Raw genomic sequence first — 25,375 nt, forward strand, 5'->3', positions numbered from 1 at the left:
ATTATTACGACCAAGCAAGTACTTGGTCATCACGAGAAACTAAAGGAGTCTGAAATGACACAGCGCCAGGGACAAGATCCACGACTTGATACAAGCAGAACAATTCGTGCACCTCACGGAGATAAACTGCGCGCAAAATCTTGGCTAACCGAAGCCCCTCTTCGTATGCTGATGAACAACCTTGATCCTGATGTTGCAGAACATCCACATTCACTGGTTGTATATGGCGGCATTGGCCGAGCAGCGCGAAACTGGGAATGTTACGACAAGATTGTTGAAGTACTTGAAAGACTCGAAGATGACCAAACGCTTTTAGTTCAATCAGGCAAGCCTGTTGGTGTTTTCCCTACTCATAAAAATGCTCCACGCGTGCTTATCGCAAACTCAAACCTTGTTCCGCATTGGGCAAACTGGGAACACTTCAACGAGCTCGATAAACAAGGCTTGATGATGTACGGCCAAATGACCGCTGGCAGCTGGATATACATTGGCTCGCAAGGTATCGTACAAGGCACATACGAAACGTTCGTATCTGTTGCAAAAAAACACTTTGACGGTGAAGCAAAGGGCCGTTGGATTCTAACAGGTGGTCTCGGTGGCATGGGTGGTGCTCAACCTCTCGCTGGTACAATGGCGGGCTTCTCCATGATTGCAGTAGAGTGTGATGAGTCACGTATCGATTACCGCCTACGTACAGGCTATGTCGATAAGAAAGCGACTTCTTTAGATGAAGCGCTAGCTATCATTAAAGAGTCAGACACACCAGTATCGGTTGGTCTACTAGGTAATGCAGCAGACGTTTTCTCTGAGCTGGTAGAACGTAATATCACGCCTGATGTCGTAACAGACCAAACGTCTGCACACGACCCGCTCAATGGCTATTTACCACAAGGCTGGAGCATGTCTCACGCAGCGGAAATGCGTTTGCAAGATGAAGCAATGGTCGTAAAAGCAGCGAAAAAATCCATGGCTGTGCAAGTTCAAGCGATGTTAGAGCTGCAAAATCGCGGCGCCGCAACACTCGACTACGGTAACAACATCCGCCAGATGGCCTTGGAAGAAGGCGTAGAAAACGCATTTGATTTCCCTGGCTTCGTTCCAGCCTACATTCGTCCTCTATTCTGTGAAGGTATCGGTCCTTTCCGTTGGGCTGCTCTCTCTGGCGATCCTGAGGACATTTATAAAACCGACCAAAAAGTAAAAGAGCTAATTCCAGATAATCCGCACTTACATAACTGGCTAGATATGGCTCGCGAACGCATCCAGTTCCAAGGTTTACCTGCGCGTATTTGCTGGGTTGGTCTTAAAGATCGTGAGCGTCTTGGTCAAGCATTCAACGAAATGGTGAAAAATGGCGAACTTAAAGCGCCCGTTGTCATTGGTCGAGATCACTTAGATTCTGGCTCTGTAGCAAGCCCGAACCGTGAAACCGAAGGTATGATGGACGGTTCTGACGCCGTATCAGACTGGCCATTATTAAACGCGCTACTCAACACGGCGGGCGGCGCAACTTGGGTTTCACTGCACCACGGTGGTGGCGTAGGTATGGGCTTCTCGCAACACTCAGGTATGGTTATCTGCTGTGACGGCAGTGAAGATGCCTCACAACGTATTGCCCGCGTGCTGCATAACGACCCAGCAACAGGCGTGATGCGTCATGCTGATGCGGGATACGATATCGCTAAACAATGTGCAGCAGAGCAAGGGCTAGATTTGCCAATGCTCAACGAAGAACTGAAGAAGCTCAAGTAAGGATGAAAGAGATGTTAAATTTAACGCTAAAGCCGGGTCATATTAGCTTAAACGAACTACGCCAAGTGAGCCGTTCACCAGTCAACCTTACTTTGGATCCTGAAGCCATTCCGGCCATTGAAGAAAGCACACAGGTCGTAGACCGAGTCATCGCGGAAGATCGAACGGTTTACGGAATTAACACTGGTTTTGGGCTATTGGCTAACACACGAATAGCACCAGAAGATTTAGAAACACTTCAACGCAGTATCGTTCTTTCTCATGCGGCAGGTATCGGTGAGTTTATGTCAGATGAAACGGTTCGTCTGATGATGGTATTAAAAATCAATAGTCTGTCTCGTGGCTTTTCTGGGATTCGCCTAAAAGTCATTAATATGCTGACCGACCTAGTCAACGCACAAGTTTACCCTTGCGTACCTAAAAAGGGCTCTGTTGGCGCATCAGGTGACTTAGCTCCTCTAGCCCATATGAGCACAGTATTACTGGGAGAAGGACAAGCTCGCCACAACGGTAATATCATTTCCGGGCAAGAAGCATTAAAAATCGCAGGTCTAGAGCCTATCACTCTGGCGCCAAAAGAAGGCTTAGCGCTACTAAATGGGACTCAGGCATCCACAGCGTTCGCATTGGAAGGCCTGTTTATCGCGGAAGACCTTTTCGCGTCAGCAACCGTTTGTGGTGCAATGTCTGTTGAAGCCGCTCTCGGCAGCCGACGTCCATTCGATCCGCGCATTCACCGTGTACGTGGTCATCGCAGCCAAATGGACGCAGCACTCGCATACCGTCATTTGTTGGACACATCGAGTGAAATAGGTGATTCGCACACTAACTGTGAAAAAGTACAAGACCCGTATTCTTTGCGCTGTCAGCCTCAAGTGATGGGTGCGTGTTTACAGCAAATCCGCAATGCGGCGGAAGTATTGCAAGTAGAAGCGAACTCCGTATCAGATAATCCGTTGGTGTTTGCTGAAGATGGTGACATCATCTCTGGCGGTAACTTCCACGCGGAGCCTGTTGCAATGGCAGCCGACAACCTAGCACTTGCGATTGCCGAGATCGGCAGCTTGTCTGAACGTCGTATGGCATTACTTATCGATAGCGCGCTATCAAAACTGCCACCGTTCTTAGTCGACAATGGTGGTGTGAACTCTGGTTTCATGATTGCTCAGGTTACCTCTGCTGCGTTAGCAAGTGAAAACAAAACGCTCGCTCACCCAGCGTCAGTAGACAGCTTGCCAACATCAGCAAACCAAGAAGATCACGTTTCAATGGCAACCTTCGCGGCTCGCAGATTGAAAGAAATGGGAGAAAACACTCGCGGCATTCTGGCGGTCGAATACCTCTCAGCAGCACAAGGCCTAGACTTTAGAGCACCAAACAAGTCTTCTGAGCGTATCGAGATTGCCAAACAAATGCTGCGTGACAGAGTATCGTTCTACGATAAAGATCGCTACTTTGCTCCAGACATTGAACAGGCAAACACTCTGCTTAAGCTGGCTATCCACAATACACTCATGCCAGAGAGCTTGTTACCAAGTGTTCGATAATTAAGCATAACTGGCATTTCACCGAATAACCAGATGATGACTTGAAGGCTCTACGTTCTGCGTGGAGCCTTTTTACATACGATTAAACATGTTGATGGCACTATTTATGAACGCCAGTCTACTTTGATGGCTATACTTTAAAAGATAGGCGAGCGAAAAGGTCGTTGTTTATTGTTTTCACAAATAAAAGCGTTGCTAAAGTATGCGTTTTTAACGGTTTATCCGCCGAAATAGTGTCTTATTGTTAGGATACGGTGAAGTTTTCACTGGATGGACCATTGCTACGCAGATATTCGCATATAATCCCACACAGTTTTGGTTACTACGTAAAAATTATGTTTCTAACACCTTATTTTTCAAACACTAATCACCAGTTTCAGTTCACTCGCGAACAAGCAAGCCACTTTGCAAAACGTGTCGCAGGTGACTACAACCCAATTCATGATGAAGACAACAAACGCTTTTGTGTCCCTGGAGATTTACTTTTCGCTGTGCTTCTTAGTAAAGAAGGCGTTAGCCAAAAGATGCGTTTTAACTTCTCTGGCATGGTAAACGATGGTGTAGCACTTCATATTGAAAATAAGTGTGACAAAGAAAGCGCTGTTGTTGACGAGGCAGGTAAAGAATACTTACACATGTCCCGTGAAGGTGAAACTAACCACGATCCGGCATTTATTGAGCATGTAGTGACAAATTACGTGCAATTTTCTGGTATGAACTTCCCTCACATCATGGTTCCTCTTATGGAAGAGAAGCAAATGATGATTAACTGCCAGCGTCCATTAGTTATTTATGAAAGCATGGAAGTCGAATTTTCACGCTTAGACCTTACGCATCCAGAGGTGGATTTCACTGGCGCAACATTCGACGTAGAAGGAAAACGAGGTGTAGTCACCTTAAACTTTGCGTTTAAAGAAGACGGTGAAGTCGTTGGTAAAGGTATTAAGCGCATGGTTGCCAGTGGCTTGAAGCCATATGACCAAGAAGCGGTTGATGACCTTGTACGCCGCTTTAATGAACGTAAGGATGCATTCCTAGCAAAGTTCGTTAAGGCAGCCTAGTCGACTGCCCTATCAGAAGCGCACAAAAAACGTGTTTACTAAAAGAAAGCCCAACGTCGACCGTTGGGCTTTCTTTTTATGTCTCATCCAAACAAAACTAAACGCAATGCTTAGAGCCAACGACGAACATGATTTTTATAATCCACATACTCCTCACCAAACAATCGCTCTAGAACGCGTTCCTCAGGCTTGATTTGAAACCGATTCATATAACTGACAAATATCACGCCACAAAGCACCACACTCAAGTGCGGCCACCACAAACCAGTTGCTATGATTAGAAGCAATAATGCCGTGTACATAGGGTTGCGTGAAAAGGCAAACACACCAGTTCTTACAACAGAAGATGCCGCTTCAGGTTTTACTGGGTTCACTGTGGTTTTTACTTTGCGAAATTCATACACGCCAGCAATGCCCATGTAGCCAGACAACAAAGTTAATACACCTACTACAAATTCAACAAAGGGTACTCGAATGTTCATGCTCGGCGTCAAAACTTTAAGTCCGTACATCAAAAGTATGACTAGCAAAAACACCACAACAGGTGGGACTTTGAGTTCAAGTTTTCTCAAGATTCATATCCTTTGAAAGGGTCTAAATACGGTTTCTAAAAAGCCCAGTAAAACTGGGCTTGATTTAGTCCGATTACAACAAAGTTAACAGCGCCTGAACGGGATGCTTGGGCTTCGTTCCTTCAAAGCGTTTAACTTGGCTGCGGCAAGAATAGCCTGTAATCAAACATCTCTCGTTATCCAACTTATCTAAGATTGGCTTCCAGCTTAAATTGTAAATATCTTTCGACATCGACAACTTATCAACCTCATGACCAAACGTACCCGCCATACCACAACAACCAACAGGTACCGTATTCAAAACTGCACCAAAGTGAGCAAAAATAGCGCCCCACTCTTTTTCCGCATTTGGCATTTTGGTTTTCTCAGTACAGTGAGCAAACAGATACCAAGGTTCTTGCGCCTTATGCTCTCCGCTTTCAAACGCTTCTAGTCTTGGGTAAAGCCATTCGTGGGCTGTTAGTACATCGAAATTACCTCGCTTACTGCCAAGCACTTCAGCGTATTCATCTCGATAACACAGCACCAAAGCAGGATCGACGCCAACTAATGGAATATCCAGATCCGCTACCATCGCCAAGAACTTCGCTGTGTCGGCTGCTGTGCCCTTAAACTGACGTAAAAACCCTTTAATGTGTTGTGCTTTACCATTCGGCTTAAACGGCAGAAGTACCGGATGCATACCCAGCTTTTTCAATAACTTAACGAAGTCTTCAACGACATCAGCGTCGTAGTAGCTAGTGAATGGGTCTTGAACAATTAAAACATGCTTGCTCTTTTCAGACGAAGACAAACCACTGAGCGCTTGCAGATCATAAGGCGTTGTCAGCGACTCTACTCGTTGTTTCAAGGTGGGTACTGATAACAACGGCGCATCGACATACCCGACCGTAGATGCCGTTAAACTTTTCACCCACGACTGCTTCAAAACACCATTTACGACACCTGGCGCTTTTGCCATCATCGGCAGCATAGTCTCAATGTTCGCAACCAGATAGTCTTTTGCAGGACGTTGATAACGAGAGTGATAGATGTTTAAAAAGCGTGAGCGAAAGCTCGGAACATCGACTTTAATCGGACACTGGCTCGCACATGCTTTACACGCCAAACAACCATTCATCGCTTCATACACTTCGTGGGAGAAATCGTATTCGTGACGACGATTGATAGAATGACGTACGCGGTCAATCATGGTTTTGATTGATGTTTTGTTTTCTAGTGTTTGCTTTTCTAAGTCAAGAATATCAATGCCTTGCTCAGTAAGCTGACGCAACCACTCACGAACCAAACCTGCACGACCTTTTGGTGAATGACGACGATCGGCTGTTACTTTCATCGATGGACACATTGGCGAGCTAGTATCGTAGTTAAAACACAAACCGTTACCGTTACATTCCATCGCTTGTTTAAAGCTGTCACGTACTTGAACGTCAATCTGACGGTCATAGTAACCACGTTTGGTATCGGTAACTTTGACAAGCTCTGCATCACTATCAAGCGGCGTACAGATTTTGCCCGGGTTCATTTTGTTGTGTGGATCGAATGCCGCCTTCACACGTCTCAGCTCAGTAAACAACTCATCACCGAAAAACTCAGGGCCATATTCTGAACGGAAACCTTTGCCGTGTTCACCCCACATCAAACCGCCGTATTTCGCCACCAGCTTAACCACTTCATCAGAAACTTCGTGCATCAATGCTTCTTGGTGCGGGTCACACAAATCCAACGCAGGACGTACGTGAAGCACCCCGGCATCGACGTGACCAAACATGCCGTAATTCAGAGACTTGCTGTCTAACAGCTCTCGAAACTCTACAATGAAGTCCGCCAGATTTTCTGGTGGCACACAGGTATCTTCAGCAAATGCGACCGGTTTAGCGCGGCCTTTTGCTGCGCCTAACAAACCCACCGCTTTTTTACGCATGTTGTAAATACGCCCGATACTCGCTACATCGTTACAGACTTGGTAACCGATGATGCCCGCTTCTTCTGTTTCCAGCATGGTATCGAGCTTGGCGGTCAGCGATGCAACCTGCGCTGCAACTTCTTCTTCGTCCTGACCTGCATATTCCACCATATTGATGCCAAGCATCTCTTTATTTGGAACATCGGTAAGCAAATCACTCACGGTGTGCCAGACGATATCTTGCTTCGCGAGATTAAGCACTTTCGAGTCAACGGTTTCTACAGACAGCGCTTTCGCTTCGACCATCAACGGTGCATTACGCAGTGCAGAATCAAAGCTGTTGTATTTAACGTTAACCAAAGTACGCGCTTTCGGAATTGGCGTCAGGTTAAGCTTCGCTTCGGTAATGAATGCCAATGAACCTTCAGCGCCGCACAGTACTCGTGTGATATCGAAACGGTCACCTTCTTCATTCAAGGCATTTTTTAAATCGTAGCCCGTTAAAAAGCGGTTAAGAGGAGGAAACTTATCTACGATCTGCTGGCGTTTTTCACGACATACGGATTCCGTTACACGTAGCGCCTTGGCAGCAAACTCGTCTTCTTTTGGGTAGCCGTTGGACAGGTCTGATTCTAGAACTGAGCCATCAGCAAACACCGCTTGTAGCGACAAAACATGATCGGATGTTTTTCCGTATTTCAGAGAACCTTGACCAGAAGCATCGGTGTTGACCATGCCGCCAATCGTTGCACGGTTACTGGTAGATAAGTCTGGAGAGAAGAAGTAGCCATAAGGGCGAACTGCGTCATTTAACTGGTCTTTCACTACACCAGTTTGTACACGAACCCAGCCTTCTTTCTCATTAATCTCAAGCACTTTGTTCATGTGGCGAGACATATCCACCACAATACCTTTGGTTAGCGACTGACCATTGGTCCCCGTGCCGCCACCACGAGGTGAAAAGGTAATTCGTTCGTACTTTTCTTTATTGCTCAGTTTCCCGAGGAGAGAAACATCTTCTGTCGTTTTGGGATGAACGACAGACTGAGGAAGTTGCTGGTAAACACTGTTGTCAGTGGCAACCGCTAGTCGACTTGAATATTGGCTTTCGATATCACCAGTGAATCCGGCGTGCTCAAGCTCTTTCAGAAAACTAAGAACAAGAGGATCGACATCAGTTTGCGAGTGTAATCTTGGTAACATTTGCTTCCTGCCCCTACGACGCTGATCCGATCAGCTGCGGGTTGTGTAATTATTTGCTCACTTCTCATACAAATTGGCGCTAAGCGAAAAAAACACCACAAAAGAGTTAGTGAAGTAATATTCTTTGAATTTCGTCACTTTACAACATTTAAAAAGACGAGCAAATCAGAATCTCGATACAATAATTAAACTTATGCTTTATTTTTTCACGCTTGATGCCTTACATTGGGGAACGAATCGCGTTTCTAGATGAGTTTTCAGAATGAAAAAAAATAAAATTGTGACCACTGAAGATATCCTTCTCAAACTTTGCCAGTCTGTTTCTGGCGTACTTACTTCGGCGACATCTTCTCAAGTAAATTATTCAGCAATGGTGCAAAAAATCCACAAGACTAGCCTCAAACCAGATTTTGGCTGTTTTGTTCTGTTTGATGGCGGATTTACCGGGCTAGTTGTGATTAATTTTACGGCAAAAGCCGCACTGGAGATCTACACCAACTACATGCGTAATATGGGCATGCCAGAAGAAGAACTGGCAATATCTCATACTTCTGACGAGGTAGGCGATGTTCTGGGTGAACTCATGAATCAACTGGTCGGAGACTTCACTAATAAAATTCGTAAAGACCTGCAAACGAACATCACACAAAACCAACCAAAAATGCTGGCGCTGAATAAGCAAGTTATCTTACAAGTTGATACCAACCTTGACCGCCCTCAAGCGCGCAGAGTGACGTTCTCCACCGAAAACAACAATATTTTCTATCTCGAGCTAGCAATGGATAAAACTGAGTTCATCCAACTGGAAGAGTTTGAAGTTGCTGAAGACGAAAACCCAGACGACATTTTAGAGGCAACACGTAAACAGTTGGCTGAGAAAGAATCTAAATCGTCGGGATCAAACGATGATGCCGATGACTTGCTCAACCAGCTCGGGTTGTAATTCTAACGAATCTTAATGAAGAATGGCTTCTTAGACACAAGTACGACTTCATACTGATTACGACGAACTAAAACGCCAGCCTCGCTTAATGCGAGGCTTCTTTTTATGTGCAGAAATTATCTTCAGTCCCACCTTGTATTTCGTTTTTATGTCAAAAAAGGTAATATGTCTGACTTCATAAATTTTCTGCTTTCGTTACTGGTTGTCGATGGATAAACAAAAAGCTCTGAAAAAAATCGCCAAGTGCTTAGAACTGGGCAATTCCGCTAATGTTAATGAGGCTGCCAATGCTATCAAAATGGCACATCGCCTCATGCTTAAATATGGTCTCGATAAAGACGATATTGAGTTCATCAGAATGGGAAAAACACAATCTTCTCATCTGCTACCAGCGAACATCAGTTCTACCATATTGCGAGTGATTCGCGGCATTAACACAAAATTCGGTGTCGAAGCAGTATTGTTGAATCACAAAGGGCTCAAACGTGTCGAATTTATCGGTGAAGCAGATCGCGCTATTTTTGCTGCATTTGCTTTCGATATTGTTTATCGCGAGATGAACGAAAGTACCGGACAATTCCGAAACAGCTTTGCTGGCACCGGCACCTCTTCTCAGGAAGTGACTCGCCGTGTGAACTCATTTGTATCTGGCTGGGTGGAAGGCGCGATTGAAAAATTGCCAATTATTTCTCCAGATGAAGAGTCGGCCAATAAAATTAATGACTATATTGATAAAGAATTCCAAAACATTGACCGCGAAACGTTCAAGAAGCAATTGAAAGAAGCGATGAAAAACCTAACTGAAGACTACGAAGTGGGCTTAAAGAAAGGTAGAAAGGTTTCAGTTAACCGTGGAGTGGGCGGCGAACAAGCACGCAAAATGTTGGGCGATTCATCGAAATAGCCAGAATAGTAAAGGATTCACATAAGCACCCATGACTTCGATGTCTATAGGGCTTACTTTGAGAGCTTTGGCAGTATTGATAGGAATTTTCTTACAGAAACTCTTATCAATCTTACTTTCTCATAACAAATATTAATGCTTGTTTATTCATAATTCGCATCCCATTATGAGGCATGGTTTCGCCTCAGTTTTATACGGAGATTTTCCCTTGAAAAAGATGCCTATTGCACTAGCTCTAGTGCTAGCTCTTACTGGCTGTCAAGCCACTCAACGCCAAAATGCAACAACGGGTGAATACGAAACTAACTCCACCACGCAAGGCGCGCTTATTGGTGCGATCGCTGGCGCAGCAATCGGCCTAGCAACGGGTGATGATGCTAAAGAACGTCGTCAGCATGCACTCATTGGTGCAGCCGCAGGCGGAGCGACTGGCGCTGGCGTTGGTTACTACTTTGACCAACAAGAAGCGGAATTACGTCGCGCTTTGCTAAACTCTGGCGTACAAGTTCAGCGTGTTGGTGAAAATCAGCTTTTACTGCGTATGGAAAACGGTATCGGCTTCTCTTCAAGCTCTTACCAGCTTGATGCTAGTATCCATAATACTCTACGCGGTGTTGCTCGCATCCTAGTTGAGTACCCAGATACCAGTCTCGTTATTGACGGTTACACGGATAGCACAGGTAGTGAGTCATACAACCAAACGTTGTCAGAGCGCCGTGCAGAGTCCGTACGTCAATTCCTAGTATCTCAAAACGTTGCATCTGGTCGTGCAATTGCACGCGGCTACGGCGAACGTAACCCAATTTGCTCAAACCAAACTTCTGAAGGTCGTGCGTGCAACCGTCGTGTTGAAATCCAGATCTTGCCACTGAAGTAATTTGGTTGCACCATAACGGTAATAATAAAAAATTACCGGAGCAGGCCTAACCATTATCGTTAGGCCTGACATATTGATGTCTGTCAAAACGTCTGCCCTACTCTGCTTATTTAGCCTCAGCTTTTCTGGTTACTCGCTTGCCTCTCAAGCTCCAAATGACCCCATCGAACAATACGAGTACGCACAACAATTATTGGCATCAAACGAAGCTGAAGCCTCACCAGAAACGCGCTACTGGCTAGAGCAATCCGCCAACCAAGGTTACCTCCCTGCACAAAAACAGCTCGCGAACGACTTTGCTAAAGGGATCAATGGTGAAAAAAATGAAACACAAGCGTTATATTGGCTAACCTCTATCGCACTCAATGACCCAACCGATCGTGGCTTTCTTCTCGCCGATTTTATTCAGCGCAATCCAGATAAGGTCACAACTTCTCAATTGACTGAAGCCTTGTATCAAATGGCTTCTCAGCATAATCCAGCAGCAGAAGAAGCTTATAATCAACTATTAGAGCAGCGCTTCAACCAACTGCGAGCTAAACAAGTCTCGCAAATAAAGTCGCTCGATAAAAAGGCTGAGCAAGCACAGGAAGAGAAAAGCACAGTTGCAAACCCCAAAGTAGAACACTCGCAGTTTTTATGGCTGATCTGGCTAGCGGCGATACTCATCATCAGCGGCTTAAGTTTTCTCGTAATCAAGAAACTTAAGCAGAATAGAAAAGCGCTTGAAGCCAAAGAGGAAAGCCAAAATCAACGAATGGCGAAAAAAATAAAAGAGCTAGAGTTTACGAACAAGCAACTGAAACGCCAGCTAGAGAAAGTATTCAAAGAATTTAAGAAATCCAAAACCCAGGCAGAGAACCATAAGCTAAGCGTCGCGTGTGCTATGTTTGGCTACACACCACAACACATCCCTGATTTACAAGCAATCAAGCTACGCTATAGACAGCTATCAAAGCTTTATCATCCTGACACAAGAGGCAGTGAAGAAGAAATGAAGCGACTCAATCATGCCTTTAAGCTCGTCTCACAAAATGTTACAAAACAGTAAAAATAGGTCAGGATACTTTGGCTAGCATGCTTTTAGACCTATATAATCAAGCGCCGCAATCGATCTCCCTCTCAAACAAATTAACAGACATTTAACTTAAGTCGCGCTTTTATGCCATAATGCCCGGCGCAAAATAACACCTAACGACTCAAATTAATCTAGGTGGGGAGAAAATCAATGTTCACTGAAGAAGGCACCTGTGATTGGTGTAAAAAACCTAGCCTTGTAACTCGTCACGATTATTTAGATGGCAAGCACCACTACTCATGTAAAGCTTGCTACGATATGGCGAAAATCGACGTGCGCCTATTTAACCTAGGCGAATTACAAATGCGCGAACGCTTGCAACGAGCGAGCTAAGCAAGACGGAATCAACGGAACTGATTTTCAAAGGCGCCTTTTAAGGCGCTTTTTTGATCGGCCAAGCCCTATTTCCAATCTCTATCTCGTATTCCCTCCTATCTTACATAGCACGTCGCATCGGTTATCAGCCCTCTCCCACTGTATACAAACCATTGTCCGTGAAAAACACCTGTATATACAGTAGTAAACCCCTGTATGTCTCTCATCCAACTTTCTACTCACCTCACATTTTTAAATTGATGTTAGACATATCAGAAATGAAAAATAAACAAATAAATTCAATTACTTAAAATAAAATCCTTTTATTTCCTTCTCAAAAAACCGCAAATAACTTTTGAGAAACTTGTTGATCAGGTCGCCAAAACAAACTACTGTATAGGCATACAGCATGTATAAAGGAACAGTAAGATGCAGTTACAAAGTCAATCTCATACATACTCTCGCTACAACGTATTAGCACAAGCAACTAAGCCCATGGCCGTTTCGGATCAGCTTCTATTTAAGCTGGCTGTTTTATCGCAGCAGAAACAATGGATTTTGTTTACAGCAGACTGCCCTCGTCCAGACTTTGAACAACTCACTGCTTCTAATATTTGCTGTAAAAACATCATTCAGATGAAGCCGTCTCAACAGCTTTCTGAAGTGGAAATCGTGATTAAAGCTATTCAGTCTGGTAACGCTAGCGCTGTCGTCGCATCGAACAAGATTGCCCTAATGAATCAATCAATGCTTCGCGATATTGCTCAACGTTATCAGTGTGAAGTCTTTTTCGTCGAAGGCAGAGTTAATAAGTACCACTAACAAGATCGACGTTATCCATCCTGCATCTCGCCTCCTTTTTAAGGGGGCTTTTTTTGTATTAAAGAAAACAGGCAAACGTTTGCTTTTTCTCTGGCGAGTTAAAATAGTTCTGGTATGATGCCCACATTCGATTTATTCAGCGCCCACATTTTGCTGAATATCTTCTCTTTCTGACGTTTGATTAAGATGATAGGAATGTCGCAATGAGCCTTGCTAATCAAGTACTTGCCGTCAATGACGACCTGCCAATTCGCACCCATAAACCCGTTCATAGTGGAAAAGTTCGTTCAGTTTACTGGTTAACTGAAGAAGACAGCGCCCGACTGATCAAAGAAAAAGGATACAATGTCGCTCCAGATGCGCCTTTGGCTATCATGGTAATTAGCGACCGAATCTCTGCATTCGATTGTATTTGGCATGCTGAAGGTGGTCTTAATGGTGTCCCGGGTAAAGGGGCTGCGCTTAATGCGATTTCTAATCACTGGTTCAAACTGTTCAAAGAAAATGGCTTAGCAGATAGCCATATTCTAGACATTCCTCACCCTTTTGTTTGGATTGTACAAAAAGCCAAACCGGTAAAAATCGAAGCCATCTGCCGCAAATACATCACGGGTTCGATGTGGCGCGCTTACGCAAATGGCGAGCGCGAGTTTTGTGGAATCCAACTTCCTGAAGGGTTAGGAAAAGACAAAGCACTGCCAGAGTTGCTAATGACCCCATCCACAAAAGGCATTCTAAAAGGCATTCCCGGTGTGCCAGAAGCGGATGACGTAAATATTACTCGTCAAAACATCGTAGACAACTACGAAGCATTTAACTTCTCAAGCGCTGACGATATCGCACTCTACGAAAAATTGCTGAAAGAAGGCTTTAACGTTATAAGCCAAGCGTTAGAAGAAATCGACCAAATCTTTGTCGATACCAAATTCGAATTTGGTTATGTTCATGATGCTGCTGGCAATGAAAAGCTGATTTACATGGATGAAGTGGGTACACCAGACTCGTCTCGTATATGGGATGCTAAAGAGTACCAAGCAGGTCACATCGTAGAGAACTCAAAAGAAGGTTTCCGCCAGTTCCTACTTAACCACTTCCCTGACCCAGATATCTTGCTAAATAAAGAACGTATGCCAGAGCGTGAAGCACTCGCTCGTGATAATGCTTTACCCGTCGAATCTTTGATGGCGATTTCGAGCACCTACATTGGTATTGCCGAGAAGATTACAGGCAAGCCGATTCATTTGAGTGAGAATCCGAAAGCGGAAATCATCGAAGTTCTGAGCAAAGAATACGGATTGATTGACTAGCACTGTCGCTAGATTGCTAAATGCTTTCCAATAAAAAGTCCGCACTAGCTTGCGGACTTTTTTCGTATTAGGCTCAGTTTAGCCGATATTTAACGTAGTGCCATCTGTTGTAGAGGCTGACTTGGTCGTCACCTGATATGTTTTGTCTTTAATCGTTGATACGAAATACCAGGTCGCCTCTGCCTTGTCGGGCGTAAAAGTAACGCGCATAAAGCCACGCTGTTTGATGTCTGCCCACTGTAATTCTGACACTAAGTGCGGCAGCGTGTATTCCATTTGAGTGATCGCAACAGGGTCTAACGCGAGGTAGGCTTCTAACCCAGGGGAACTCACAGAGCTAGTCGCAAACTCTACCCCGATAGGATGCTTAGATACGTCTTTAAGCTCACTTGCCCATGCATTGTGCGTATCTCCTGCCAAACAGACAAAGTTACCACTGCTGGCTTTGGCCAGTTGATAAACGTTCTCTCGCTCAACGTAGTAACCATCCCATGCATCTAGGTTATATGGCAAAGCAATGGTATCTAAACTTGGGTCAGAGAGATAACCCGTAATCGCAGAGTTTACCGCTAATAACGCCTCTGTTTTTTGTTCTTCAGTGGCAGTAAACAATTGAAACATCGCGGTCATAACCGAACTTGGCAACTCCATACGAGACATTAACACTTGTTGCCCTAGCACATTCCAAGTTGCGTCGTGCGTACTGAACGCATCCATCAGCCAAGCGAGTTGGTCACCGCCTAACAGCTCTCGGTCTTGACTGCGCGACTGGGCAACTAAACCGCCAATAGCTTCCATCGTTGGTGAGCTGAACGAGAAATAATCCAACGGTTTATCACGCCCCACAAGTCGCGTGTCGAGCATCATCAAATTGACTAAACTTCCAAACGAAAACTGACGGTAAATCAGCATGTTTGAGAAAGTGTTTTCACGAACGGGCAACCATTCTGTCCACGCGGCAGCCGCAGCTGCACGACGATCATTAAAGCGGCCTTCCTCTTCTTGATGGTTTTCCGCACCATTTTTCCAACTATCATTTGCAAGCTCATGGTCATCCCAGACTGCAATCATTGGTAGGCTCGCATGTAACGCTTGCAGATCAGCATCTTGGCGATATTGCGCATACCGTTTTCGGTAATCATCTAAGGTAATGCATTCAGTGCCTTTGCTTGGCTCTCGCCCTAGTGCCTCAGCATCTTCACTAGCGTAGCCACCAGCCCCATACTCATAAATGTAATCACCGAGATGAAGTACCACATCAAACGGTTCTTGCTCATGTTGATTTAAGATCTCTCGATACACATGGAAATAACCAGCAGGATAGTTTGCGCAAGAAACAACGGCCATGGATGCCTTTTCTACACCACCCTCTGGTAATGTTTGAGTTTGCCCGACTTCGCTAGTGACATCTCCAACCATGAATCGATAGTAGTAGCGAGAATTTGCGTTGAGGTTTTGAACATCAACTTTTACCGTGAAATCTCGGCTCGTGTCTGTGGCAAAAGTGCCACTTTGCACGATATCAGTAAAATTTTCGTTAGATGAAACTTGCCAGCTTACATCTGCGTAGCTCGCTGAGGTTGTAACACGAGTCCAAATGATTACTTGTGTTTGAGTAGGATCTCCACTCGCCACTCCGTGCTCAAAGGTAACCGCAACAGATTCACTAGCATCGCTACCACAGCCCACCAGCCCGGTAACAATCGCCGTTGAAGAGGCAGCTTTCATAAAGTCTCGACGAGACAAAGACATATTGACTTCCTTTCTTATTGTGTTTGTTTTTATGCCCAAATGACGTGGTGACTCAATCATCCTTGTGTGCCAATAAGGGACGTTAATTCGAACTTACAGTACCAACCACTTAGTCGGTAATTTGTCCTAAAAGCACAAAGTTAGAAGCTAGTTATGACAATTGCATTTCCAAACGTTACATTTTTGTTAATTTAAGTGCAAATACTCTATATTCATCACACTTCCAAGACCTGTGACAAAAACCTCAAAATAAAAAAGCGACCTACTTTGAGGTCGCTTTTCATTGCACTATTGTTAAGTGGTACATCGATGAAGTGGAAATGCTCAGCCTAAAACTTGATGTTAAGGACATCTTGTTCTGACGTATCCACCTTCAACTGACTGCGAGATTCTATGTACTCGATTTGCTGAACATCGAGCGAATATGGCATAACGACTCGCAATTCATTGATCCCTTCATGTTTAGCTAGCTGGGTTAAGCGGACCAAATTGGATTCATCACTTTTACGAGAAGACATCGATTTTAATGCGGCATCCCACAACCGATCTTCAGGCTTGCGCAATTCCGCAATGTTCTGTTTCCACATCAAACCGAAAATAGGCGCGATGGTGGCAAATGCCTCTAAAAAGGTCCATTTTTTACTACCTGTCGCTCCTAAAAAGCTAGTGTAGTCGAATTCAATGCACGTCTTTCCTTGTTGATCCATTCTATGCCCCCGACACTCGAAAATGAGATATACCAAATATCGTTCAACTGTTTTGATATAGCAATGGGATATAAAACATTCGTCTTTTATGCCCTAATTTACATACAAAAGGAAATATTAAAACCAGCTTTGTAACAACTGATGTACAGCTTCGCTATATATAAGCATTCAATTGATTAATATTTCAATTAAGAAACTAAAAACAACACGCAAGTAACGCTATCAATATGAAATTATTATAGATTCACCAAGAAAATATCAATTCTTGTCACAACGTCATCCGCCGATCTACTTTACATCAATCACTCGACTGGCCTTTTTATACTGTATCTTCCAACCCGCCCAACGTGGCAGCTCCCAACGCTTCGGGTCTCCCTTACGGTTTCCCTCTCGATAAACGACCTGTACCAGCTTGCGAGACGCGTAATACTCGACATCTAGTTGGAGTTCTGGCAGCGAAAGTTCTAAAGGGTACTGCTCCGTGAAATCGTCGTATTCCCATTCTGGAACACCGTTAAATGTTAAGTCTTCTGGTTCAAACAACGCCATATCATCGATGTTTTCAACGCCTAATGTTTCCAACTGATCCTTTAACCAGCTAGAAAATGTCAAGGAGCCCAAGTCGTTAACCTCTTCTCCTTCGACATTAAGGCCCAATGCGTTGTAGAGTTTCCAGTGTTGGATTTGCTGTTTTCTTTGAGAAGCAAAACCTGGTAACAGTGTCTCGTCTTCTATCATTTCGACAATAGACTGAACAGCAACATCACCTTTTAACGCTTGATGTTCAGTACAGATTGTTCGCCCGGCGTAGACCAAGTGCATTGTTGCTCTTGGCGTCTCTTCTTCATAATTCGTCTCACCTTGTTGCCACTCCCCTAGCTCAAGTTCGCGTAATAACGTCAGCGGGATAGGCATCATAACCGATGCGAGGTTTAGTGTTTGCTTAACACCTCGTCCTGGCACGCTATGGCTATCTAGCACGATGGCCGCTTCTTCTTTATCAGGAAAGCGGCTGTTACGCCCAACCAGCATCTCGACTACGCCATTTCCTAGAGCATCCCTTCGACGAGATCGTCGGACAAACACAAGCTCAGGGTGCAATGAGGCGATGGAGAAAAAGAGCGCTTCACGTTTATATCGAGAGGCAACGTCAAGTTCCGGCAATTCAAACACTTCTCGCATTTGTTTCGCTAAACCTTGTGCCTCTTCGAGCGCGCTAGCATCAATGATAATGCCTGAGAGTTGCTCCCCCCGAACCAAACGGATCAGTAAAGAGGCATCACATCCGTATGGCTCATCTTGAGATAGAAGCTCAGCGACTTCACCACTTTGTCGCTGATAGAGCTGCGCAGGCACAGATAAGGCGGCAGCCAAATCAATCATTGCTTCCTTCTCTGGCTTCGCTTGAATTCTGGTAACGAGATCGGCAAACAGTGCATCAATAGGTAGTGGATATACTTTTCTCCCGTGCTGCGTGACATTGCCATCCTCATCAATCGCTTGCATAGATAACAATGTCGAATGAGATGCCTCTAGCGACTTTGGGGGAATTGAGTCGAGAAAATCGAGTGTTGAGAGACGGTACCCACAACAAGCCGCTGCCAGCATGGGCTCGACGAGCTCTTCTCTGTGTAATTCTGGAGGTGTCACCAACTCTAAAGGCGCGTGCTCACCATATAGACGAATACAAGCCCCTTCGGTAACGCGACCTGCTCGCCCCATTCGCTGCGCGGCACTGGCCTTAGAAATGTTGGTTAATGTCAGTGCTGTACGTCCATTTCGTTGTACAGTTCTGCGCTCTAAACCACTATCGATTACCACACGGATATTAGGAATGGTCAGAGAGGTTTCCGCGACGTTGGTTGCCAATACGACTTTCCGTTGCTTTTGTACCGTCAGCGCACGATGTCGTTCTTCATCACTGACCGAGGCATGAAGTTTAACCACCATGACATCACTGCTGCTTTGTAGCATCTGCGCGCATTGGGCGATCTCTTTACGTCCTGGGAGAAAAACAAGAATATCGCCATCTTCATCTTCCAGAGCTTCTTTTACCGCTCCGACAACCTCCTGTTCACATCCCTTTTTGTTCGGTAAATAGCGGCTGTCTGTAGAACGATGTGTCACCGTGACTGGAAAGCAACGTCCCTCCGAACGCAGACGCTTAGCATTCAGGTAACGAGCAAGCTTTTCGCCTTCTAAGGTAGCAGAAGTGACGATCAATCGATGTTGATTTTCTTGCTTCAAAATGGCGGTTAATAGATCAATATCCCAGCGTCGCTCGTGAAATTCGTCCACTATCACGACATCAAAGTCTGCTAGCTTGTTTTCCGAAAACCAACGCAGTGCAACCCCCGGAGTCACAAATACAACTTCGGTTTTTTCATCAAAGTAGGCATGAAGCTTGATCGCGTAACCGACTTTGCGAGCTATTGGCTCTCCAGATTGCTCCGCAAGAAATTCAGCCAGCGAGGTACAAGCAATTCGACGTGGTTCAATAACCAGAACGCGTCCGTGTTTTGCCGCCCACATGGGCAAGCGGGTAGATTTACCCGACCCGGTTTCGGCTTCCACCACAAGATGGTTAAGCCTTACATGATGGTCAAACTCAGCTTGCAGGCTGTCGATAGGTAGTTGAAACATAGAAATTGGATTTGATTTGATGATGCAAAACATTATACCCAAGTAAAAAAATCCTGCTTTAGGTATCTCTAAACAACCAATATTGCCGATATTTTAGTCGGTATCTGAATTTTTTTGCGACATTACATTGATGTGCATCAACGCATGTTTACAACTAAATAGTGAACCCGTTAAAATTTGGTGCGCATCCTTCAACCCTACATAAGGCACCCAATGAACAACGATAAACGCCCACTATATATTCCATATGCGGGTCCGGCTCTTTTAGCAACCCCTCTTTTGAACAAAGGCAGTGCATTCTCTGCTGAAGAACGTAGTTCATTCAACTTAGAAGGTCTGCTTCCAGAGTCGACCGAAACTATCCAAGAGCAGGTGGAACGTGCCTACCAGCAATACAAAAGTTTCGAAAGCGATATGGATAAACACATTTATCTGCGTAATATCCAAGACACCAACGAAACATTGTATTACCGCCTAGTGCAAAATCACATTTCTGAGATGATGCCTATCATCTACACGCCGACTGTTGGCGCAGCATGTGAAAACTTCTCTAACATTTACCGTCGTGGTCGCGGTCTGTTCATTTCATACCCGAACCGTGACCGTATTGACGACTTGCTGAACAACGCAGCAAACCACAACGTTAAAGTGATTGTTGTGACAGATGGAGAACGTATCCTTGGCTTGGGTGACCAAGGTATCGGCGGCATGGGTATTCCTATCGGTAAACTGTCACTATATACCGCGTGTGGTGGTATCAGCCCTGCTTACACGCTACCAATCGTGCTTGATGTGGGTACCAATAACCCGCAACGCTTAGCTGATCCGATGTACATGGGTTGGCGTCATCCTCGTATTACGGGTGCAGAATACGATGCATTTGTAGAAGAGTTTATCCAAGCGGTACAGCGCCGTTGGCCTGATGCTTTGATCCAGTTCGAAGACTTTGCTCAGAAAAATGCGATGCCTCTTCTAGAGCGTTACAAAGACCGCGTGTGTTGCTTCAATGATGATATTCAGGGTACTGCAGCTGTTACTGTTGGCTCTCTACTTGCCGCCTGTAAAGCAGCAGGAACTCAGCTTTCTAAACAACGTATTACCTTCCTAGGCGCAGGGTCTGCTGGTTGTGGTATCGCAGAAGCGATCATCGCACAAATGGTATCGGAAGGAATTTCTGACGAGCAAGCTCGCTCACAAGTTTACATGGTTGACCGTTGGGGTCTGTTACAAGAAGGCATGCCTAACCTTCTTGATTTCCAACAACGCTTGGTGCAAAAGCATACCAATACGAAAGAGTGGGAAAATGAAGGAAATGGCTTCTCACTACTCGATGTTATGCGTAACGCCAAGCCAACGGTACTAATTGGTGTTTCTGGTGCGCCTGGCCTATTTAGCCAAGAAGTCATCGAAGAAATGCATAAACACTGTAAGCGTCCGATTGTCTTCCCATTGTCGAACCCAACAAGCCGCGTGGAAGCGACACCGAACGACATCATTCGTTGGACAAATGGTGAAGCACTGGTTGCAACAGGTAGCCCATTTGAGCCAGTGGTTCATGAAGGTCGCACTTACCCTATTGCACAATGTAACAACAGCTACATCTTCCCAGGCATTGGCCTTGGTGTACTTGCTGTCAATGCAAAACGTGTCACTGACGAGATGCTAATGGAATCAAGCCGCGCGCTAGCAACATGTTCTCCTCTAGCAATCAACGGTCGTGGGGCACTACTTCCACCACTGGAAGAGATCCACTTAGTATCGAAAAAAATCGCATTTGCCGTTGGTAAAAAGGCAATTGAACAAGGTGTCGCATTAGAAATTACTGATGAAGCATTGAACGTGGCGATTGAACAGTCGTTCTGGCAACCTGTTTACCGCCGCTACAAACGCACTGCGTTCTAAGCTTGAGACAATTCGTTTAATAATTAGCCCCTACCATGTAGGGGCTTTTATTTTTTTATCATCCTAACCAGATTTTGGCATAAATGGGCTTCTCTCTTTTTGTTTCTATCAGATATGATGAGAACTACATTTTTAGTTAAGGATATAAAACGTTTTGTTGTTTTCTCGCATAAGATCAAAGTGGAAGCTGAAATTTTCCTGGAAGCGATTTGCTTTGATTTTGTCGATCTCTGCACTTAGTCTGCTTGTTTCTGTTATTGCCATCGACCGATGGGTGGTTTTACAAGCCAAAGAGAGCATTTTCACTGAATACGAGCAAATCCCTCAACATGAGGTTGCCGTAGTTCTTGGTACCAGTAAATACATCGGAAAGATCCTCAACACTTACTACACTCATCGCATTAATGCGGCGATTGAGCTTTACAACCAAGGCAAAGTAAAACAGTTTTTATTGAGTGGTGATAACGCCCACCGTTCATACAACGAACCGTGGACAATGAAACGCGACTTACTTAAAGCAGGCGTGCCTGAAGAAGTGATTCACCTTGATTATGCTGGCTTTCGTACCTTAGATTCGATTGTACGAGCGAAAAAAATTTTTGCTTCGGAGCGATTTCTGATTGTGACTCAGCGCTTTCACTGTGAACGCGCACTGTTCATCGCTAATGCTTACAGCATTGATGCGCAGTGTCTCGCGGTAGCAGGGCCGACGGCCAACAAGCAAAAAACATCGATGCGTGTTCGAGAACTGCTAGCCCGTGTGAAAGCGTTTTTAGACCTGTATATTATCAATACGCAGCCTAAGTTTCTTGGCCCTCAAGAACCTATCGTCGCAGTAAAAGAGCCAAATAAAGCAGCTAACGAGCCTCTTCAAGTCCCCGTCGAATAGAGGAATAACGTGGCTCACAAGCCTAGTAACATTTCTATAAAACAAATGGGTAGTTTTCTACCCATTTCCAATTCTCAACATCACACTTTCTAATTTGCTCTACGATTCAGGCAAAACTCTTTTTCGCATTCAAAGTAACATTTCATCAATAAATAACTACAAGTCAGTTACTTTGCCATAAAAAAACCGACAAAAGGCAATGCAAAAGGAGCACTACCCATGACCGCACTCGCTGTGACATTGAAGAATTGGTTCTTCACTCGCAACAGCATGATTTTGAACGCGAATATCCTATTGTTCATTATCTTGTTTAATACCTTACCCTTTGAGCCACAAGTAGTAACCGGCCTGAGCATCTTAGTTTTTGTTGCTATTTTGTGGCTAACCGAAGCGATTCACGTCAGCATTACTGCGCTGCTCATACCACTACTTGCGGTATTTTTGGGTGTGTTCAACACTCAAGCCGCACTGAATAACTTTTCCAACTCCATCATTTTTCTATTTTTGGGTGGTTTTGCACTAGCTGCGGCTCTACATAAACAAAAGTTAGATCAAGCTATTGCAGATAAAGTACTATTGCTGGCAAGAGGAAAAATGTCTGTCGCTGTATTCATGCTATTTGGTGTGAGTGCTGGCCTGTCAATGTGGATTTCAAACACCGCCACCGCCGCGATGATGTTACCGCTTGTGCTGGGTGTGATGACAAAGCTAGACGCTAAGAAAAACCACAACACCTTTTTGTTTGTTCTACTCGGTATCGCTTACAGTGCTTCAATTGGTGGTATTGCAACACTGGTTGGTAGCCCACCAAACGCAATTGCAGCAGCTGAAGTTGGCCTTAGCTTCACTGAATGGATGAAGTTTGGTGTACCTATTTCCCTAGTATTAATGCCAATCGCTATCCTCGTATTGTACACGATGACTAAGCCTGACCTTAGCCACAAGTTTGACCTTGACCATCAACCAGTCGAATGGACAAACGGCAAAATGATTACGTTGGCGATTTTCTTACTGACCGTGACGTTGTGGATATTCAGTAAGCCTATTAACGCTATGCTGGGTGGCTTCGCGAAGTTCGATACTCTTGTAGCTATTGGCGCCATCCTTCTACTTGGTGCTTCTCGCGCCGTCGAGTGGAAAGATATTGAGAAAACAACCGACTGGGGTGTGTTAATCCTATTTGGTGGTGGTATCTGTCTGAGTAACGTCCTAAAAGCAACCGGAACAAGCGTATTTTTAGCTCATAGCTTGTCAGGCTTCCTTGAGCAAGCCGGTATTCTCTTAACGATTCTTGCAGTGGTTGCTTTTGTTGTCTTCTTAACTGAGTTTGCGAGTAACACCGCCAGTGCTGCGCTACTTGTCCCTGTATTTGCGACCATTGCAGAAGCCTTAGGCATGTCTCCGGTTATTCTCTCTGCACTGATTGCCGTCGCTGCATCTTGTGCATTTATGTTACCTGTTGCAACACCTCCAAACGCGATTGTGTTCGGTACGGGTCATATCAAGCAAAAAGAAATGATGCGAATTGGTTTCGTATTAAACATTGCCTGTATTGCTGCACTAACGCTTTTCGCTTGGTTGTTCTGGTAAAAATAGCAAGTTCGATTAGCACTACACTGCTGCTCACGGTAATCGTATCGATAACCCAAACTTCCCCCCTAAGTGGTGTTCAGCAGTTTCCCTCTTGGTGGCCAGTTGGCCACCTTTTTTCTTTCCTTTTAGTGAACGGCTATCAGGCTTGCTTCTTTTCGCAAGCAAGTAAACCATAATGAGCTTCCACTCGGTTGCGACCATTGCGCTTCGCCTGATACAACACTTCGTCAGCTCTCGCCATGGTTTCTGAGACGCGTTCATTCTGCATTTGGGCAACGCCAATACTGCAAGTTAATGATTCACCGTGCACCCACAAATGATCCTCCACATTTTTGCGAATCATTTCTGCCTTCTCTAACGCTTGTTCAATATTGGTATCAGGGCAAAATACGACAAACTCTTCGCCGCCCCAACGAACGAGTCGATCGTCTGAGTAAATAGAAGTCGCTACCACCATGACAAATTCGCGCAATATGTCATCCCCCATTTGGTGCCCAAACTTGTCGTTCACCTTTTTAAACTTATCCAAGTCCAAATAGAGAATACTGAAGGTGTTATGCCCCCAGCGAACCTGACGAGATTGTTGTTCCAGCCAGTGTTGCACAGCATATCGGTTCATCGCGCCCGTCAAAGCATCTCGATGCGCTAACTCTGCAAACTCATAGTTTTGAGCTCGCAAAGTATTATTCACCTTTTCCAAATGACGGTGACGCTTTTGCGCTTTTTCATAAGCCACTCTATTTTTTCGTAACTCATGCAGAGAAAAAGCCAGTCCAAGCGCCATCCAAGAGATTAATAATGCATACAACAATGTTTCTTGCGCAAGGTAAGCGCCTTCAAACTCAATTTTATCAATCACAATTCTATGTTTACCAAGTGCCGCACCAGACCCAGTTGCAATATCAATACGTGTGATGTTTGAAAATTCAGGTGCGGAGTGTTCAATCGCGACTCCGTTATCTACTAACCACCAGGTCATCACCTGAAGATTTTTAATCGGAATTTCGACAATATCGCTCGAACCCGATGGAGAAAACTGCATGCCATTATATTTAATGGTGTACTCGTCGTCCGGCTTGGAATACTCAGAATTATAATTGCGAAGATACAAACGTAGGTCGTGGCTAGGGTTAGCCCCTATTCCTGCCTCTTCATATCGCACCTTCAATCGAATCGTATGGTAGTTGGAAAGGTCAATACCCTGTGTTGGCGTTGCTGAATCGGTATAAACCGAGATTCCGCAATAAGGCCAAGCATACGAGCTCTGCTTTAGTTCACAGCTAAGAACTAGGCTTTGCCGATCGTATGTGATATCTGCCTCACTCACACCTCCTTCACTGGCATCTTTAGTTGCATAGATATTGAAATGCTCAGGTGTAATGGTCAGCTTTCGCGTATCGCCAAGCACACTATAAAGGGCAACCAAACTGATAGTGCAAATAGAAAGAGCAAAGATAAAGTTATGGATCCACTTCATGGGCAAGTGACCTGCTGAGATTATACAATACGTGGGGTTCAATAATTTCAAAAAATGAAATCAAGGTAATTTATCAAGAAATAAAATCGCTTTTTCATTCAATTCTTAGTTTCGACACATAGTAA

The 25,375-nt window shown here is 44.7% G+C and carries 19 protein-coding genes and 1 pseudogene; 13 read left to right on the forward strand and 7 right to left on the reverse strand.

Translation table 11 applies throughout. The annotated features are described in order from the left end of the window. Positions 1 to 54: 54 nt before the first annotated feature. The 3 genes from hutU (at position 55) to R7Z77_RS01700 (ending at position 4,360) form a co-directional block, all read left to right on the forward strand. Positions 55 to 1,752, forward strand: coding sequence for a urocanate hydratase (hutU, locus tag R7Z77_RS01690; protein WP_054578031.1), 1,698 nt, complete (start codon positions 55 to 57; stop codon positions 1,750 to 1,752). Between the two features lie 11 nt (positions 1,753 to 1,763). Beyond that, the gene (hutH, locus tag R7Z77_RS01695) at positions 1,764 to 3,299 is read left to right on the forward strand and encodes a histidine ammonia-lyase (RefSeq protein ID WP_213967388.1); all 1,536 of its coding nucleotides are present in this window, start codon (positions 1,764 to 1,766) and stop codon (positions 3,297 to 3,299) included. A 335-nt stretch (positions 3,300 to 3,634) separates the two neighbouring features. Continuing rightward, positions 3,635 to 4,360 carry a DUF3581 domain-containing protein gene (locus R7Z77_RS01700; protein WP_017821813.1) on the forward strand — a complete coding sequence of 242 codons (726 nt, stop codon included), beginning with the start codon at positions 3,635 to 3,637 and terminating at the stop codon, positions 4,358 to 4,360. 110 nt (positions 4,361 to 4,470) lie between these two features. On the opposite strand, the gene R7Z77_RS01705 is transcribed toward R7Z77_RS01700, so the two are convergent. Both R7Z77_RS01705 and R7Z77_RS01710 read right to left on the reverse strand, forming a co-directional pair. Continuing rightward, positions 4,471 to 4,932, reverse strand: a complete 462-nt coding sequence (locus R7Z77_RS01705) for a methyltransferase family protein (protein WP_213967387.1) — start codon at positions 4,930 to 4,932, stop codon at positions 4,471 to 4,473. 73 nt (positions 4,933 to 5,005) lie between these two features. Next, a complete protein-coding gene (locus R7Z77_RS01710; RefSeq protein WP_158173813.1) occupies positions 5,006 to 8,041 on the reverse strand; it encodes an FAD-binding and (Fe-S)-binding domain-containing protein in 3,036 nt (1,011 codons plus the stop codon). Positions 8,042 to 8,303: 262 nt separating this feature from the next. Here R7Z77_RS01710 and R7Z77_RS01715 point away from each other — a divergent pair, with 262 nt between their 5' ends. From R7Z77_RS01715 to R7Z77_RS01745, 7 genes are all read left to right on the forward strand, one after another. Then, on the forward strand, positions 8,304 to 8,984 hold the full coding sequence (locus tag R7Z77_RS01715) for a DUF3334 family protein (protein WP_005388843.1): 681 nt from the start codon (positions 8,304 to 8,306) through the stop codon (positions 8,982 to 8,984). A gap of 208 nt (positions 8,985 to 9,192) precedes the next feature. Beyond that, positions 9,193 to 9,888: a DUF2786 domain-containing protein gene (locus R7Z77_RS01720; RefSeq protein ID WP_005377954.1), complete on the forward strand. Its 696-nt coding sequence runs from the start codon at positions 9,193 to 9,195 to the stop codon at positions 9,886 to 9,888. Between the two features lie 217 nt (positions 9,889 to 10,105). Then, a complete protein-coding gene (locus tag R7Z77_RS01725) occupies positions 10,106 to 10,765 on the forward strand; it encodes an OmpA family protein (RefSeq protein WP_318136590.1) in 660 nt (219 codons plus the stop codon). Between the two features lie 76 nt (positions 10,766 to 10,841). Continuing rightward, positions 10,842 to 11,816 (forward strand): J domain-containing protein, encoded by a 975-nt coding sequence (locus tag R7Z77_RS01730; protein ID WP_318136584.1) that lies wholly within the window; start codon positions 10,842 to 10,844, stop codon positions 11,814 to 11,816. A gap of 177 nt (positions 11,817 to 11,993) precedes the next feature. Continuing rightward, a complete protein-coding gene (locus R7Z77_RS01735) occupies positions 11,994 to 12,176 on the forward strand; it encodes a hypothetical protein (protein ID WP_213892209.1) in 183 nt (60 codons plus the stop codon). A gap of 411 nt (positions 12,177 to 12,587) precedes the next feature. Continuing rightward, the gene (locus tag R7Z77_RS01740; protein WP_213967386.1) at positions 12,588 to 12,980 is read left to right on the forward strand and encodes a SulA-like leucine-rich domain-containing protein; all 393 of its coding nucleotides are present in this window, start codon (positions 12,588 to 12,590) and stop codon (positions 12,978 to 12,980) included. A 203-nt stretch (positions 12,981 to 13,183) separates the two neighbouring features. After that, positions 13,184 to 14,287, forward strand: coding sequence for a phosphoribosylaminoimidazolesuccinocarboxamide synthase (locus R7Z77_RS01745; RefSeq protein WP_005377963.1), 1,104 nt, complete (start codon positions 13,184 to 13,186; stop codon positions 14,285 to 14,287). Positions 14,288 to 14,365: 78 nt separating this feature from the next. Here R7Z77_RS01745 and R7Z77_RS01750 read toward each other — a convergent pair whose 3' ends face one another. From R7Z77_RS01750 to R7Z77_RS28870, 4 genes and pseudogenes are all read right to left on the reverse strand, one after another. Beyond that, a complete protein-coding gene (locus R7Z77_RS01750) occupies positions 14,366 to 16,039 on the reverse strand; it encodes an alkaline phosphatase D family protein (protein ID WP_213967385.1) in 1,674 nt (557 codons plus the stop codon). A gap of 329 nt (positions 16,040 to 16,368) precedes the next feature. Continuing rightward, a complete protein-coding gene (locus R7Z77_RS01755) occupies positions 16,369 to 16,746 on the reverse strand; it encodes a hypothetical protein (RefSeq protein WP_005388859.1) in 378 nt (125 codons plus the stop codon). Positions 16,747 to 18,125: 1,379 nt separating this feature from the next. Continuing rightward, complete coding sequence (locus tag R7Z77_RS28865; protein WP_369334252.1) at positions 18,126 to 18,269, reverse strand: hypothetical protein; 144 nt, start codon at positions 18,267 to 18,269, stop codon at positions 18,126 to 18,128. A gap of 190 nt (positions 18,270 to 18,459) precedes the next feature. Then, a pseudogene (locus tag R7Z77_RS28870) lies at positions 18,460 to 19,422 on the reverse strand (helicase-related protein); the annotation flags it as partial. A gap of 180 nt (positions 19,423 to 19,602) precedes the next feature. On the opposite strand from R7Z77_RS28870, the gene R7Z77_RS01765 reads away from it, so the two are divergent. The 3 genes from R7Z77_RS01765 (at position 19,603) to R7Z77_RS01775 (ending at position 23,770) form a co-directional block, all read left to right on the forward strand. After that, positions 19,603 to 21,291, forward strand: coding sequence for an NAD-dependent malic enzyme (locus tag R7Z77_RS01765; RefSeq protein ID WP_005377977.1), 1,689 nt, complete (start codon positions 19,603 to 19,605; stop codon positions 21,289 to 21,291). A gap of 154 nt (positions 21,292 to 21,445) precedes the next feature. Then, positions 21,446 to 22,180, forward strand: a complete 735-nt coding sequence (locus R7Z77_RS01770; RefSeq protein WP_047100722.1) for a vancomycin high temperature exclusion protein — start codon at positions 21,446 to 21,448, stop codon at positions 22,178 to 22,180. 219 nt (positions 22,181 to 22,399) lie between these two features. Further along, positions 22,400 to 23,770 carry an SLC13 family permease gene (locus R7Z77_RS01775; RefSeq protein ID WP_017634863.1) on the forward strand — a complete coding sequence of 457 codons (1,371 nt, stop codon included), beginning with the start codon at positions 22,400 to 22,402 and terminating at the stop codon, positions 23,768 to 23,770. Between the two features lie 142 nt (positions 23,771 to 23,912). On the opposite strand, the gene R7Z77_RS01780 is transcribed toward R7Z77_RS01775, so the two are convergent. Beyond that, the gene (locus R7Z77_RS01780) at positions 23,913 to 25,250 is read right to left on the reverse strand and encodes a GGDEF domain-containing protein (protein ID WP_206957337.1); all 1,338 of its coding nucleotides are present in this window, start codon (positions 25,248 to 25,250) and stop codon (positions 23,913 to 23,915) included. Positions 25,251 to 25,375 lie beyond the last annotated feature (125 nt).

This window comes from Vibrio sp. 1401 (assembly GCF_033340295.1).